Below are 13,887 nucleotides of genomic sequence, written 5' to 3'. Positions count from 1 at the left end.
CAGGCGGATGCCCCACCCCTCGACAAGGGGTGGGGCATCCGCCATTCTGGTTGCGCCCGAACCCGACGGGAAGGCACGACAGTGATCGTCAGCACTCCGGATCTCGACGGCGCCACCGGGCACGTCGCCGACATGTACGACAGCGACCGGAAGGGCGACGGCTTCGTCTTCGCGTACACCCGGGCAATGGCGGTGAATCCCGAGGCGCACCAGGCCTTCGAGAGACTGGTGCGTGCGATCGTGCCGTCCATCGGCCTGCGCACCTACGAACTCGCCACTCTCGGTGCCGCGCGCGCGATGGGCTCGGAGCACTGTCTCCTCGCGCACGGCCGCCGGAGTCTGCGCGCAGGGCTCTTCGACGAAGACCAGCTGGCGAGCCTCGCGCGCGACGGCGTCGAGGCCGACCTCGACGAGCGCGACCGTGCCGTGGTCGCCTACGCCGAGAAGCTCTCGACGGATGCCGCGTCCATGACGGACGCCGACTCGGGCCGACTGCGCGAGGTCGGGTTCACCGACCGCGAGATCGTCGACATCACTCTGGCCGCCGCCGCGCGCAACTTCTTCAGCCGTGCGCTGCTTGCTCTCGCCGTTCCGGTCGACGACGTCCCGGGGCTGACGCCGGCGCTCGTCGCGGCGCTGCGCGCACCGGGCGACGCCGCGCGCGGCAGTCTTGGTTGATCGTCGGCGCTGATTGATCGTCAGCGCTGATTGATCGTCAGCGCTGGTTGATCGTCAGTGGTGGTTGATCGTCAGTGGTGGATGATCGCCTTCAACAGGATGAGCACTCCGCCGAAGGCAGCCGTGATCACGGCGCTGAGGATGCGGGGAATCCAGTGGGTGCTCCAGCGGGCCACAGCGATCCAGCCCAGCGCACCGAGCAGCACGGTGTTGACGATGAGTGCCACCCAGAGGGCGAGACTGTCTTCGATCACCCGGGTCGCCCCGAGGAGCAGGATGAGCAGTGGAGGAACCGCGGCGAGGAGCATGCCACCCGACTGATGGGCGGCGGCGCGAAGGCTCGCCCGCAGCCCTGCTCTTCCGTCGGTGGCCGCGAGACGACCGAGCGTGCCGGCGAAGACGTGCGCGGCGTAGAACACGATCACCGTCACGCCGACGGTGATCAGTGCATCGACGGCGGTGCCGGTCGAGGAGCCGCTGACCACGATCATCCCCGAGACGAGGATGAGTCCGTAGATCGCCTCCTCCGACATGAGGATGCGACCCACGCGCGGGGTGATGTGGAGCTGGTCGTCGGTCATCGACGGCGCGGGGCGAGGTCGGGGAGCGTCAGGTCAGTCGATGCTGCAGCTGCCGCCGCCGCAGCACGAGCCCGCGGAGTCGGCGACCGTGAGCAGGTTCTTGTCGTCGGGAACCGGCGAAAGGGTGAGGGGGGCCGGCTGCTGCGAAGTCGTCATGCCGTCCATGCTACCTACGCGGGCGTCCGCACGGGCGCTCTGCGGCCCGGGTCACAGCGGCACTCCCCCGTTCTGGCACGTCGGGCAGTACTGCGCGGACGTACCGGAGAACGTGAGATCGAGGATCGTGTCGCCGCAGACCGGGCACGCTTCGCCGCTGCGCCCGTGTACGCGCATCGCGGCGACCTTCTGCGCCTTCAGCTGGTCGATCGGCACGCCGCTCCGAGCCGCGATGGCCTCTCTGACCGTCGTGACCGTCGCCTCGAACAGCCGGTCGGTCGCCTCGGGCCCGAGCGCCGCCGCGTGGGTGACCGGCGACTGGCGGGCGAGGTGGAGGATCTCGTCGGAGTACGCGTTGCCGATGCCCGCCAGCGTCTCCTGCTCCTGGAGGATCGCCTTGATCTGCTTCCGGCGCCCGCCGAGTGCGGTATCGAACTGGGCGCGCGTGAAGGCGGGGTCAGCCGGGTCGGGGCCGAGCTTCGCGATGGCGGGGACCTCGTCTGCGCGGTCGACCACGAAGAGTCCGAGCGACACCCAGGATCCGGCATCCGTCACCTCGAGAGCGATGTCGCCCGACAGGTCGAGAGTGGCGAGGGCCGGTGGCGCCTCGGCCGGGAGGACGGCATCACCGCCCGCTGAGTCCGCACTGAGCCAGCGCATCCACCCGTGACGGCCGAGCGACACCACGAGGCTCTTCTCGTCGAGGAGGAGCTCGACATGCTTGCCATGACGCGCCGCACCGGTGATCGTGCGTCCGGCGATGCCGGCGGGCGGCGAGTTGCGCGTCTTGACCGTGCGGAACTCCAGCACATCGACGGCACGGATCTCACGACCGGATGCCTCGTCAGCGAGGAACCGCGCGAGAGCCTCGACCTCTGGCGACTCAGGCATGGCCCCATCCTGCCATCGCCCGCCGACACGGCGATGGTCTCACGCGTGCGCGGGCGGCCGGTGCGGGATCGGGTCGGGCTTGAGGGCGCCGAGACTGCGGCACTGCTCCAGCATCTGCACCGCCGCGAGGAAGAGCATCTCCAGCGAGGCGAAGCGCGCCGTGCCGCAGCCGACCGAGACCCACACGACCTCGTACATGCCGTCGTCACGCAGCTCGACGTAGGCGACGAGACGGGAGGGATCGCCCCGGTCGATCGCGTGATCTCGCAGCCGCCACGCGCGATCCGCCAGCGGGGTCAGCACGAGCTGATGGATGTCGTCGCGCATGTTCCCCTCCGCACTCTCACTCATGCCGGTCGGCAGGCATGGGTCCCCACCAGGGGTGCTCGTCGGAGGGGCGCCGACGGCGGCGCTCTGCGGCGTCATTGCGTGCCTGTCGCTCCCCCGGCCTCGTTCCGCGTGGCGATTCGGGCGCCGACGTGTTCGGCGCCGGGTTGTGCGCGACGTCCTCGTCGGCGATGGAATCGGTCATCGTCAACCTCCTGCGGTCCGAGGATGCAGCCCCGCGGCCGCGAGGACAAAGGGGTTGACAGCGAACGCGCGACCGGTCGGAGGAGCCGACCGCGGCACGGACGCACGTGGAGACCGCCATCAGGCTGCGGGCTGGGCCACCTCGGCTTGTGCCTGCTCCGGCCGCGGCGGGCCGTCGCCCGACGCCGCGAGCAGGCGCACGTCTGCGAGGTCGAGGACGAGTCCGCCGTTCGAGCTGGCCGCCGCCGCCAGATTCGCGAGCAGAGCGTGATCGATGGCCGGTTCTTCGATGTTCTCGAAGACGAACCGCAGCGGGATGGACGGCTCGAGCCACACCGAGGAACGGCCGCTGCCGTCGGGATGACGCCAGGTCAGCATGAAGCTCTCGTTGCGGCGCAGCTTGGTCGCGACGACGAGTTTGACGTGGGCGAGGAGATGTTCCGGCATGTGCACCGGATCGCCCTCGGCACCGTAGATGAGTTCAGCCATGGGTGCTGTTCCTTCCGAAGGCCAGGCCCCCATGATACTTCGTTATCGAACTATTCGGTGATGAGACTTTCACCATCGGGTGTTTCATTCATCTGAATTTCATGGTCCAATAGGACCCCGGCGCCAGCATCGCGGCGCCGGACGCAGAGAGGGGCGAAGTCGTGATGGTCCAGACCGAGGCTTCCGAACCAGCGGAGAGCGAACGACCTGATGTCGCCGGGATCCTCGAGCATCTTCGTCTCGCCGAGGCGAAACTCACTCGCCAGCGCGAGCAGCAGAGCGGGATGACCGAGACCGACCGTGCCGCGATGCGGTATCTGCTCGAGCGCGATGACTCCGAAGAGGTGACCCCCGGAAGGATCGCGCGCGCGCTGCACCTCTCGCCCGCGTCGGGCACGGCTCTCATCGATCGCCTGGTGGCACGGGGACTCGTCGTCGTGCACGGTCACCCTCATGACCGCCGCAAGAAGCTCGTGCGGCCGCTCGACGGCGACATCGACCTCGACCACCTCGACCCGCTCACGATGCGGCTGCGCTCCATCGCCGCCAAACTCACGTCGGGCGACGCACGCATCGTGGCGACATTCCTCGAGGACGTGCTCGCGAGCGTCACCCACGCGACCGCACCCTCGCACTGATCTCGGGGCCGCCGATGCCTGTCGCCCACGCGTGCCGTGCCAGGCGCTCGAGACTGCGCCGCAGGCGCTCGCCGACCGGCGTCGTAGGCTGAGGCCGATGCGCGAGATCGTCAGAGGAGTGGCCCTCCTGGGGCGCGGCTTCGCCTACTGGCGGCGCCGCCCCGGCCTGATGATGCTGGGCCTGCTGCCGGCCGCGCTCGTCGGCGCCCTTTTCCTGGCGGGACTGATCGCCCTGAGCGCCTCACTGCCCGGCCTCACGGACGCCATGACGCCGTTCGCCGACGGCTGGCCCAGCCTGTGGGCGACGGTCTTCCGCATCGCCGTCGGCACGGCGCTGCTCGGCGCGGCCCTCGTACTGGTGGTCGTCACGTTCACCGCCGTGACGCTGCTCGTCGGCGACCCCTTCTATGAGCGCATCTGGAGAGCCGTGGAGACGGATGCCGGAGCCGCCCCTCCCGATGCGCGGTATGGTTTCTGGCGCTCGGTCGCCGACGGGCTGTCTCTCATCGGGCGCGGACTGGGGGTCGCACTGCTCGCCGCGCTCGTCGGGCTGGTGCCGGTGGTGGGCGGCGCACTCAGCGCCGTGTTCGGCGTGACGCTCACCGGATGGCTGGTGGCGGATGAGCTCACGTCGCGGGCGTTCACCGCGCGAGGCATGGCGCGACTCGAGCGCCGGCGACTGATGCGCCGGCACCGCGGGCGCGTGCTGGGCTTCGGCGTGGCGACGCAGCTCACGTTCCTGGTGCCGCTCGGCGCCGTGGCCACGATGCCCGCCGCAGTGGCGGGTGCCGCGCTGCTGGCTCGGTCGATGCTCGACACGGCCCCCGCGCAGGCGGAGCCGCCGCGCGGGCGCGACCCGGAGCTCGGCATCCGGCCCGCCTGATCGGCGGCTCGCGGGTTCACGGCGATCGCGCATACACAGTCGGCACCCATATGCGCGGTGCTAGCTTGGCTGCGCACGACGAGCGGAGGACCACGTGGGCGACGACCCTGATCTCGGCCTGGTGCTCGGCGGCGGCGGCGCTTTCGGCGCCGCGCACGTGGGTGTCCTGCAGGTCCTGGCGGAGCGCGGCATCCAGCCGGGCATCGTCACGGGAACCAGCTCGGGCGCTCTCGTCGGCGCCGGCTACGCCGCCGGCGTCGAGCAGGAGGCTCTCGACCGGGCTGCGCGCGGATTCCGCTGGGGCGCGATCGCGCGCTGGTCGGTGGCTCCGCGATGGGGCCTGCTCGATACGACCGCCATCGTCGACGCCGTCTCGCGCACGCTGGGCGAGGACCCGCTCATCGAGGACCTGCCGCGACGATTCGCGGCGTTCGCCACCGATCTGCGCACGCGACGAGGCGTGATCATCGACACCGGTCCGCTCAGCTTCGCGCTGCGGGCGACGGTCGCCGTCCCCGGCCTGCTTCCGCCCGTGAGGCGGGGTCGCGAGCTGCTGGCCGACGGCGGGATGATCGACAACGTGCCGGTCGCGGCTGCCCGCGCGCTCGGCGCGTCCCGCGTCATCGTGGTGCGGCTGCACGCGAAGTGGGAGAACGTGCGCATGATGCGCACCGTCACCCGCACGGCGGACCTCGTGCAGGATCCGTCGGTCGTGCTCGTCCAGCCGGAGATGGAGGGGATGGCGCAGTGGACGATGTCCGACGTGCCCCGCCTCATCGCCGAGGGGCGCCGCGCCGCGATCTCCGCGCTGGACGGCGCGGACTGGGGCCGGCGGAGCGTCGCGGCGTCAGACGACGGGCGGCCGGCTGAGCCGGCCAGCTGAACGCGAGCCGGATCGGCGTCCGAGCCGCTCACATCCGCGCGTAGCGGGCACGCGCGAAGCAGAACAGGCCATAGATGATGAGGCCCGCGGCGACCACCCAGAGGATCACCGGCCCGAACGGCAGCTCGGCGAGCGTATGGAGGGCGCCATCGAGTCCTCCGGCCTTCTCAGCGTCGTGGGTGAGGGCCGCCACGACGAAGAGCACGCCGGTGACGGCGACCGCGACGCCCTTCGCGACGTAGCCGACCACCCCGAACGTCACGATGCCCTTGCGGACGGTGCCTGCCGGCAGATCCAAGTGCTTCTCGAACGCCCGGGTGAATCCGCGGACGATGAAGGCGATCCCGATGGCGAGCACGATGAGTCCGATGAGGACGAGCAGGATGAGGCCGCCGGTACTGGCCATCAGCTGCGCGCTGAGGCCCTGCGACGACTGGGAGGAGTCGGACTGGCCCCCCAGTGCGTACACGAGCGCGGTGAAGGCGATCGCGAGGTAGACGACCGCGGTGCCGACGAACTTCACCCGATGGCCCCACTTCTTCTTGGGGTCTGCGTCCCGAGCGAGAAAGGCCTCGGCGATCTGCCACGCGGCGAGCGCCACGAGTCCGATCACGATCGCCCAGAGCAGCACGACGCCGGCGGGAGAATCCCGGATCATCTCCATCGCGCCGCCCTGGTCGGCCTCGCCTCCACCGCCCGTCGCGACGGAGATCGCGATGACGCCGATGACGATGTGCAGCACGCCCAGCACGACGTAGCCGATGCGGGCCATCGTGCGGAAGGCGGGCGATTCCGTCGCGGTGCGCGCGGCGTTCTTGGCAGTGGTCATGGCCGAAGCGTATCGAGGTGCAGGCACCCGAACTTGGGGGTTGCAATCGGGCGCGATCCAGGCATCAGATGGCCCGCGACGAGGACGTCGCCCGCCGGATCCGGTAGGCCTGGACGGCACTCCACACCAGCGTGGCCACCGCCACACCCTCCAGCATTCCGGCGACGACGTCGCTCAGCCAGTGTGCTTGCAGATAAGTCCGGCTCCACATCATGTAGAGCACCCAGATCGCGCCGAGGAGCCAGACGTACCAGCGCCGCAGCAGCAGCCCGAGCGTGACCGCGATCGTCGTCGCGACCGCGGTATGACCGGACGGGAACGACGTGGCGACGTTCTCGGCGAGAGAGTCGGCGGGCCGCACACGCGCGATGATGGCGGCCATCGGTGCGCCGATCGCGACGACCACGATGATGGCGCCGGCGAGGGTCACGGCATCCCATCGCCTTCTCTGCCACACGAAGATCGCGACGAGCAGGATGCCGATCACGATCACGCCGAACATGCCGCCGACGATCGCGGGCACCCATGCCGCGATGATGCCGACCTCGCTGACGGTCGCCACCATGAAGTCATGCCACCACAGGTCGATCGGAAGCGGCTCGTGCCCGCCGAGTGCCACGACGAAGCGCAGCACGACGAAGGCGACCGTCGCGACCACCCCCACCACGAGGACGACGGCCCGGTGCGGTTCGGGGTGCGGGAGCTGCTCGAGGGGAGCGGCCGCGTACGGCGCTGTCCCCTGGCGTTCGTCGTCGGTCACCAGCCCATTGTGGGTGGGCGGGGCCGCTTCGCCGTTGCTCTTGCCCCCGGTCGCGCATCGGTGTAGCGCCCGGGCCGCCCATTGACGCCGATCATCGCCACTGCTCTGATGAGCGCATGGAGGGGATCGTCGACGTCGATTACCTGGTGGTCGGCGCGGGAGCGATGGGAATGGCGTTCGCCGACGCCCTCACCGCCCACGCCGACGTCTCGGTCGCGATCGTCGACCGTCGCCACGGCGCGGGCGGCCACTGGCTCGACGCCTACGGGTTCGTGCGGCTGCACCAGGCCTCGGCGTTCTACGGCGTCGCCTCGACACTGCTGGGCGGCGGGCGCGTGCAGTCCGACGGCCCCGAGCGGGGGCTGCACGAACGCGCGCGCGCCGCCGAGGTGACGGAGTACTACGCGGGAGTCCTGACCCGCCTCACGGCGAACGGGCGGGTGGTGTTCCACGGGCGCTCCGAGTACCTGGGCGACCGCCGGTTCGCGTCGCTTCTGAGCGGACGGCGGTACCGCGCGCCCCGTGCGCGGGTGGTGGATGCCGCCTACCTGTCGCCCGACATCCCCGCCCTCACTCCCCCGCCGTTCGCCGTCGACGACGGCGCCCGCGTCATTCCCGTGAACGACCTTGTCCGCATCTCGCACGCCCCCGAGCACTACGTCATCGTGGGGGCGGGCAAGACCGCGACCGACACCTGCGTGTGGCTGCTGCAGAACGGCGTCTCACCGAGCGCCATCACCTGGGTGCGCCCGCGCGACCCCTGGCTGCTCAACCGCGCCGTCGTACAGCCGGATCCCCGGGTCTTCCTCGGCATGGCCGCGGACACGATGGCCGCCGCGGCCCAAGCAACGAGCCCCGACGATGTCTTCCTGCGGATGGAGGATGCCGGGATCATGCTCCGCATCGACCCGACGGTGACGCCGACCATGGCCAAGACCCCCACCCTCGCGACGTGGGAGCTCGACCTCGTCCGCACCATCGACGATGTCATCCGCCGCGGCCACCTGCGCGCCGTCGCTCCCGGACGCCTGGTCTTCGCCGACGGGGACGTGCAGGTTCCTGCCGACACGCTCGTCGTGCACTGCGCGGCCGAGGGCCTCAAGTACCCGGGGCTCCGGCCGATCTGGACGCCGGAGGCGATCACCCCGCAGCCGGTCCGGGTGGGGTTCCCGTGCTTCGGGGCGGCGCTGGCGGGCTACGTGGAGGCCACGCGTGACGACGATGCCGATAGGAACCGCGTGTGCAAGCCGTCTCCTTACGCGAACACGCCCTCGGACTGGACCACCATGCAGGTGATCGGCGGGGACGCGTCGCTCGCGATGACGAGGGAGGCCGACCTGCGGGAATGGTCGAACACCACGCCGCTCAACCCTGCCCGCATCCCCGCCGAGCTCGCCGACGACCCGTCAGTCCTCGCTGCCCGCGATCGGCTGAAGCAGAGCATCGCCGCCGGACGGGCGCGTCTCACGACGCTGGCGAACCTCGGCTGACGCCGCCGCGGCGCCCCTCAGTCGAAGACCGGCGTCTGGAAGCGGCGCTCGTAGCGGCGGATGCACTGCGTGTCGCGCGCGAACTGGAAGGCCGCCACGCATTCCGGGTCGGTGCGGGAGGCGATGCGGTAGGCCTCGTAGTCCGCCATCGACGGGAAGGTGAACAAGGCGAAGGCTTCGTCGCTGTCGCCCTCGCTCGGCATGAAGTATCCGTGATGGGTGCCGCCGAGCCTGTTGACCAGCCGGATCCACTCCCGGCCGTACTGCGTGAACTCCTCGAGCTTGTCGGGGTCGATCTCGTAGCGCAGGTGGATGGTGATCATGGGTGTCCGTTCGTCGTCGGGCCGGCAGTCGCCGTGCGCCGTCTTCGATTGTCGCCGACCGCGGGTCGTCGGCTGTCGAAGGGGCGGCACATGGGCCGCGGCTGGCGGAATCGCGTGCACCCTTGGCAGAACGTCGCCGACTCTCCGCAGCGGTGCCGAGGGCGAACCGAACGCGGAGGGTCCTCCTTCCGCCGTATCCTGAAGACGCCGGCGACGGAAGGCCCTCTGTGAACATCACCCTGCTGCAACGGTTCGTCACCGTCGTCGCCGAAGACCTACACTTTCCGCGCGCCGCCCAGGTGCTCGGCATCCCGCTCGCCGCGCTGTATTCGTCGGTCGACAAGCTGGAAGCCGAGGTCGGACACCCGCTGATCGTCCGTGGCAAGCCCAGCTGGTCGCTGACGCCGGCGGGGGTCCTGCTGCTCGAGGAGGCGAAGCGGCGGATCGCCGAGGCGCCCGCCTCCGCCCCGAAGCCTGCCGTGCCGGCCGGCGGCAAGGCCAAAGCCTCGAAGGGCAAGGGTCGCGCCCCGGCGGTGAAGGGCCAGCCGAAGCCGTTCAAGAAGCGCCAGGGCCGCTAGGTCGGTCCCATCGGGCAGCCAGCTCCCGCGGCGGATGCGCGAGGGGTCAGCGAGGGCGCTGGGGGATCCTGCTCAGTCCCAGTCGAGGTAGTCCTCGATCGGCCACGCGGTCGCGCCGACGTGTGTCACGGGGAACAGGTGCCCGGCGCCCTCGACGCGCGCGACGCTCACGCGGTCCGGCGCGGATGCCCGGAGCTCCTCGCCGTTCGACGGCGGCGTCATCCGGTCCTCGGTGCCCTGCACGACCAGCACCGGCACGGCCGGCGCGAGAGAGGACCACTCGAGCTCGGGTGTCGCTGCCAGCGCACCCCGCTGCATCGATTCGACCTCGGCATCGCGCGCCTGCGCAGGGATCTCCGACACGTCGGACCCGAGCTCGTCCGTCGACACGGCGCCTTCGACGCCGAGCAGCAGCACGCCGTTGACATGTCCCGGGTGGTCGAGCGACACCGCCCGCGCGACCGAGCCGCCGAACGCGTGACCGCCGACCCAGGCGCTGGCGAGTCCGAGGTGCTCCATCACGTCGACGACGTCCTGGGCCAGGTCGTGCATCGAGACCACCTGGTCGGCGGCGGCACGCGGATGACGGGGGCCGATGCGGACGACGTGGAAATCCTCCTCGGCCAGCGCGTGCGTGAGGGGGCCCAGGTAGCTGATGTTCAGGCCGCGCCCGGGAAGCAGCACGATCGCGGGGCCGTCGGCCCGCTCGTCGACGTAGGGGATCGCGCGGCCGTCGGGCTCGAAGATCTGGGTTTCAGCCAAGGTTCTGGGGTCCTCTCGCGTGCACGTTCGTGGGGTTCACCGCGCCCTGCCGGACGCGGTGCGGGCTTCAGACGTTGAAGCGGAATTCGACGACGTCGCCGTCCTGCATGATGTAGTCCTTGCCCTCGAGGCGCGCCTTGCCCTTCGCGCGCGCCTCGACGACGGAGCCGGTTGCCACGAGGTCGTCGAACGAGATGACTTCTGCCTTGATGAAGCCCTTCTCGAAGTCGGTGTGGATGACGCCGGCGGCCTGCGGAGCCTTCCAGCCCTTGCCGATCGTCCAGGCGCGGGCCTCCTTCGGCCCTGCGGTCAGGTACGTCTGCAGGCCGAGCGTGTCGAACCCGATGCGCGCGAGCTGGTCGAGGCCGGATTCCTCCTGGCCGGTCGATGCCAGCAGCTCCGCCGCGTCCTCCGGGTCGAGGTCGATCAGCTCGGATTCGATCTTCGCGTCGAGGAACACCGCATGAGCCGGCGCGACCAGCGCCTCGAGCTCGGCCTTGCGGGCGGCATCCGTCAGCACCGCCTCGTCGACGTTGAAGACGAAGATGAACGGCTTCGCGGTCAAGAGACCCAGCTCCTTGATCGGGGCGAGGTCGATGCCCGAGGCCGACAGCAGCACGCCGCGCTCGAGTGCGTCCTTCGCCTCGACGGCCGTGGCGAGCACCGAGGCGTCGAGCTTGCGGCCCTTGACCTCCTTCTCGTACCGCGTGATCGCCTTCTCGAGCGTCTCGAGGTCGGCGAGCTGCAGCTCGGCGTTGATCGTCTCCATGTCGCTCTTCGGGTTCACCGCGCCCTCGACGTGCACGACGTCGTCGTCGGCGAAGCCCCGCACGACCTGGGCGATCGCGTCGGCCTCCCGGATGTTCGCGAGGAACTTGTTGCCGAGCCCCTCGCCTTCCGAGGCGCCGCGCACGATGCCGGCGATGTCGACGAACGACACCGCGGCGGGCAGGATGCGCTCGGAGTGGAAGATCGTCGCCAGCTTGTCGAGCCGCGGGTCGGGCAGGTTGACCACGCCGATGTTGGGCTCGATCGTGGCGAACGGGTAGTTCGCCGCGAGCACCTGGTTCTTGGTCAGCGCGTTGAAGAGGGTCGACTTGCCGACGTTCGGGAGTCCGACGATTCCGATGGTGAGAGCCACGGGCATCCAGTCTACGTGGGAGGGATGCCGCACCCTGCTCCGCCCGCTTCGGAAGAGTCAGTCGGGATCGACGCGCCAGCGCATGAGCACGTTGCCGCTCTCCTCCCACACCCGCGTCTCGAGCAGTTTGAGCGCGACCGGCGGTCGATCGTCGAACAGCGGAACGCCCGATCCGGCGATCAGCGGGAACGTCACCAGGTGCAGCTCATCGACGAGTCCCGCGCGCATGAGGTCGTTCCACAGCATCCGGCCGAGCAGGATGAGGATGCTGCGTCCCTCGCGCTCCTTGAGCGCGGCGACTTCTGCGCGCGCCTCGGCAACGGGCACGATGCGCACGTGCTCGTAGGGCGCGACGTCGGCGTCGGTGATCGTGTCCGAGACGACGATCTTCTCGACACCGAGGATGAGCTCGGCGAACTCGCGGCGGATGGCGGTTGCGTCCGGGTCCGCGCGCACGCTGGTCCAGTAGCCGAGGTTCCCGAGGGCCGAGCGGCGGCCGGCCAGCAGCAGCGTGTCGGAGTCCCGCAGGAGCGCCGTGGTGTAGTGGTCGAACGAGTCCGCACCGTGGTAGTCGGGGTGCCAGTGCTCGAAGAACGAGCCGATGTCGTGGTCGTCGTCCTCATAGCGGCCGTCGACGGTCACGAAATTGCAGACGGTGAGGGTTCGCACCGCGCCACCGTACCGCCGGTCGGCTCGCGGCGCGAGGAGCGCTATGCGCAGCGCCGGGCTCGCGGATCCGGAGCCGCGCACCGCCCCGTGGGCCCGTTGCCCGAGCACCGGTGCGCCGCGATACTGAACCCGTGGACGAGTGCTGTGCGCCGCACGCACCGGACGGATTCGATCGCGAGTTCAACGCCCGGTTCGCGCGCCGCCTCGCGCAGCGATACCGGCGCGAGGGGCTCACGCCGAGCGCGCAGCTCGTGCTCGAGTTCGCCGACTCGCTGGGTCTCGACGGCGCGTCGCTGCTCGAGATCGGTGGTGGGATCGGCGACATCCAGCTCGAGGCGCTCAAGCGGGGCGCGTCGCACACCACCAACGTCGAGCTCTCGTCCGCGTACGAGCCCGAAGCTGCGCGGCTCCTCGACGAGGCGGGGTTGCGCGCTCGCGTGACGAGGACCCTGGGGGTGGACCTCGCCGGCACCCCGGAGGCCGTCGAGCCGGCAGACATCGTCGTGCTGCATCGTGTCGTCTGCTGCTACCCCGACTACGAGCGGCTGCTCGGCGCTGCCGCCGGACGCGGAAAGCGCGCCGTGGTTTTCAGCCACCCGACGCACAGCCTCTTCGCCCGTATGGCGGCTCGCACGATCAACGCCGTGTACGCGCTCACGGGGAATCCGTACCGCGCCTTCGCCCACGCCCCGGATGCGATGGTGGACGTGCTGCGCCGACGCGGGTTCGAACCGCGGTACCGCGGCCGCAGCGGCCCGTGGCACGTCGTCGGCGCGGTGCGCACCTCGCGCGGCCCGCGCGTCGACTCTTCGAGCAAGCGCCGGTGCGATGCCTCAGCGACGGATGCCGCGGTACGCGTGGGTGACGTACGGGAGGTCTACGACCTCGGCCCCGCCGGCCTCGGTGATGCGTCGCTCATCGAACAGCCGGCCGACGGCGGCGAGGATGGCGCCGCGGGCGGCGTCCGACGCGGTGATGACGTAGCTGCGCGACGCCACCATGTCGAGAAGCGCGGCACGTGAGAGCGAGCGCGTCCAGTTCCACGTCTTCGCCTCCAGGCCGTCGAACGGCTCGGCGACCTGCGGCCCGTCGCCGGCGAGCATCTCTTCGGCGTGGCTGCCGTGCATCGCGGCGGTGAGCCGCGCGACCCAGGGGTCTGACTCGTCGCGGATGTTCCAGACCAGGCCCAGCACGCCGCCCGCGCGGAGCACGCGTCCGGCCTCCGCAGAGGCGGCTACCGGGTCGACCCAGTGCCACGCCTGCCCGAGCAGCACGGCGTCGACGGAGGCGTCGGGCAGCGGCATCCGCTCTCCCGAGCCCACGAACGTGGGGACTCCGTGCACGTTGCCACGCAGCGCGGCGAGCATGTCGGCGTCGGGATCGATCGCGACGACCTCGGCGCCGGCCTCGACGATCGTGCGGGTGAGCTTGCCGGTGCCGGCGCCCACGTCGGCGACGCGCAGCCCGCGGCCCTCGTCGCGCACGGGGGCGAGCATCCAGTCCACGGCTTCGCGCGGGTAGTCGGGCCTTCCCGACTCGTAGGCTCCGGCGGCGGACCCGAACGACAGCGACATCTCCTCGCGGCTGGCCATGCTCCGACCCTAT

The 13,887-nt window shown here is 70.6% G+C and carries 19 protein-coding genes; 6 read left to right on the top strand and 13 right to left on the bottom strand.

Going from position 1 to position 13,887, the window contains the following annotated elements:
- Positions 1-81 precede the first annotated feature (81 nt).
- Positions 82-678: a carboxymuconolactone decarboxylase family protein gene (locus B1729_RS10945; protein ID WP_239526207.1), complete on the top strand. Its 597-nt coding sequence runs from the start codon at positions 82-84 to the stop codon at positions 676-678.
- A gap of 71 nt (positions 679-749) precedes the next feature.
- On the opposite strand, the gene B1729_RS10940 is transcribed toward B1729_RS10945, so the two are convergent.
- From B1729_RS10940 to B1729_RS10920, 6 genes are all read right to left on the bottom strand, one after another.
- On the bottom strand, positions 750-1,259 hold the full coding sequence (locus B1729_RS10940) for a hypothetical protein (RefSeq protein WP_163620178.1): 510 nt from the start codon (positions 1,257-1,259) through the stop codon (positions 750-752).
- 33 nt (positions 1,260-1,292) lie between these two features.
- Positions 1,293-1,415: a hypothetical protein gene (locus B1729_RS20885; RefSeq protein ID WP_275575845.1), complete on the bottom strand. Its 123-nt coding sequence runs from the start codon at positions 1,413-1,415 to the stop codon at positions 1,293-1,295.
- A 51-nt stretch (positions 1,416-1,466) separates the two neighbouring features.
- Positions 1,467-2,306: a DNA-formamidopyrimidine glycosylase family protein gene (locus B1729_RS10935; protein WP_163620180.1), complete on the bottom strand. Its 840-nt coding sequence runs from the start codon at positions 2,304-2,306 to the stop codon at positions 1,467-1,469.
- Positions 2,307-2,345: 39 nt separating this feature from the next.
- On the bottom strand, positions 2,346-2,633 hold the full coding sequence (locus B1729_RS10930) for a hypothetical protein (RefSeq protein ID WP_163620181.1): 288 nt from the start codon (positions 2,631-2,633) through the stop codon (positions 2,346-2,348).
- 16 nt (positions 2,634-2,649) lie between these two features.
- Positions 2,650-2,838, bottom strand: a complete 189-nt coding sequence (locus B1729_RS10925; protein ID WP_163620183.1) for a hypothetical protein — start codon at positions 2,836-2,838, stop codon at positions 2,650-2,652.
- Between the two features lie 119 nt (positions 2,839-2,957).
- The gene (locus B1729_RS10920) at positions 2,958-3,326 is read right to left on the bottom strand and encodes a hypothetical protein (RefSeq protein ID WP_239526208.1); all 369 of its coding nucleotides are present in this window, start codon (positions 3,324-3,326) and stop codon (positions 2,958-2,960) included.
- Positions 3,327-3,490: 164 nt separating this feature from the next.
- On the opposite strand from B1729_RS10920, the gene B1729_RS10915 reads away from it, so the two are divergent.
- From B1729_RS10915 to B1729_RS10905, 3 genes are all read left to right on the top strand, one after another.
- Positions 3,491-3,964, top strand: coding sequence for a helix-turn-helix domain-containing protein (locus B1729_RS10915; protein ID WP_239539597.1), 474 nt, complete (start codon positions 3,491-3,493; stop codon positions 3,962-3,964).
- A 97-nt stretch (positions 3,965-4,061) separates the two neighbouring features.
- Positions 4,062-4,847: an EI24 domain-containing protein gene (locus tag B1729_RS10910; protein ID WP_163620459.1), complete on the top strand. Its 786-nt coding sequence runs from the start codon at positions 4,062-4,064 to the stop codon at positions 4,845-4,847.
- Positions 4,848-4,941: 94 nt separating this feature from the next.
- Positions 4,942-5,730, top strand: coding sequence for a patatin-like phospholipase family protein (locus tag B1729_RS10905; RefSeq protein ID WP_163620461.1), 789 nt, complete (start codon positions 4,942-4,944; stop codon positions 5,728-5,730).
- Positions 5,731-5,758: 28 nt separating this feature from the next.
- On the opposite strand, the gene B1729_RS10900 is transcribed toward B1729_RS10905, so the two are convergent.
- Complete coding sequence (locus tag B1729_RS10900) at positions 5,759-6,559, bottom strand: DUF1206 domain-containing protein (RefSeq protein WP_163620463.1); 801 nt, start codon at positions 6,557-6,559, stop codon at positions 5,759-5,761.
- Between the two features lie 64 nt (positions 6,560-6,623).
- Complete coding sequence (locus B1729_RS10895) at positions 6,624-7,319, bottom strand: phosphatase PAP2 family protein (RefSeq protein WP_163620465.1); 696 nt, start codon at positions 7,317-7,319, stop codon at positions 6,624-6,626.
- A 116-nt stretch (positions 7,320-7,435) separates the two neighbouring features.
- On the opposite strand from B1729_RS10895, the gene B1729_RS10890 reads away from it, so the two are divergent.
- Entirely contained in the window at positions 7,436-8,809 is a 1,374-nt protein-coding gene (locus B1729_RS10890; RefSeq protein ID WP_163620467.1) for an NAD(P)-binding protein, read from the top strand.
- A gap of 17 nt (positions 8,810-8,826) precedes the next feature.
- Here the strand turns inward: B1729_RS10890 and B1729_RS10885 are convergent, their stop codons facing one another.
- Positions 8,827-9,132, bottom strand: coding sequence for an NIPSNAP family protein (locus B1729_RS10885; RefSeq protein ID WP_163620469.1), 306 nt, complete (start codon positions 9,130-9,132; stop codon positions 8,827-8,829).
- A 227-nt stretch (positions 9,133-9,359) separates the two neighbouring features.
- On the opposite strand from B1729_RS10885, the gene B1729_RS10880 reads away from it, so the two are divergent.
- The gene (locus B1729_RS10880; protein ID WP_163620471.1) at positions 9,360-9,710 is read left to right on the top strand and encodes a LysR family transcriptional regulator; all 351 of its coding nucleotides are present in this window, start codon (positions 9,360-9,362) and stop codon (positions 9,708-9,710) included.
- Between the two features lie 72 nt (positions 9,711-9,782).
- Here the strand turns inward: B1729_RS10880 and B1729_RS10875 are convergent, their stop codons facing one another.
- From B1729_RS10875 to B1729_RS10855, 4 genes are all read right to left on the bottom strand, one after another.
- Entirely contained in the window at positions 9,783-10,472 is a 690-nt protein-coding gene (locus B1729_RS10875; protein ID WP_163620473.1) for an alpha/beta hydrolase, read from the bottom strand.
- Between the two features lie 67 nt (positions 10,473-10,539).
- On the bottom strand, positions 10,540-11,613 hold the full coding sequence (ychF, locus tag B1729_RS10870) for a redox-regulated ATPase YchF (protein ID WP_163620475.1): 1,074 nt from the start codon (positions 11,611-11,613) through the stop codon (positions 10,540-10,542).
- A 57-nt stretch (positions 11,614-11,670) separates the two neighbouring features.
- Positions 11,671-12,282, bottom strand: a complete 612-nt coding sequence (locus B1729_RS10865; protein WP_163620477.1) for a dihydrofolate reductase family protein — start codon at positions 12,280-12,282, stop codon at positions 11,671-11,673.
- A gap of 833 nt (positions 12,283-13,115) precedes the next feature.
- Positions 13,116-13,874, bottom strand: a complete 759-nt coding sequence (locus B1729_RS10855; protein WP_163620479.1) for a class I SAM-dependent methyltransferase — start codon at positions 13,872-13,874, stop codon at positions 13,116-13,118.
- Between the last annotated feature and the right edge of the window lie 13 nt (positions 13,875-13,887).

The organism is Microbacterium sp. B35-04 (genome assembly GCF_010634885.1).
Lineage (GTDB): Bacteria > Actinomycetota > Actinomycetes > Actinomycetales > Microbacteriaceae > Microbacterium.
Note: the sequence above shows the minus strand (reverse complement) of the source record. Positions and strands in the feature narration are given on the sequence as shown.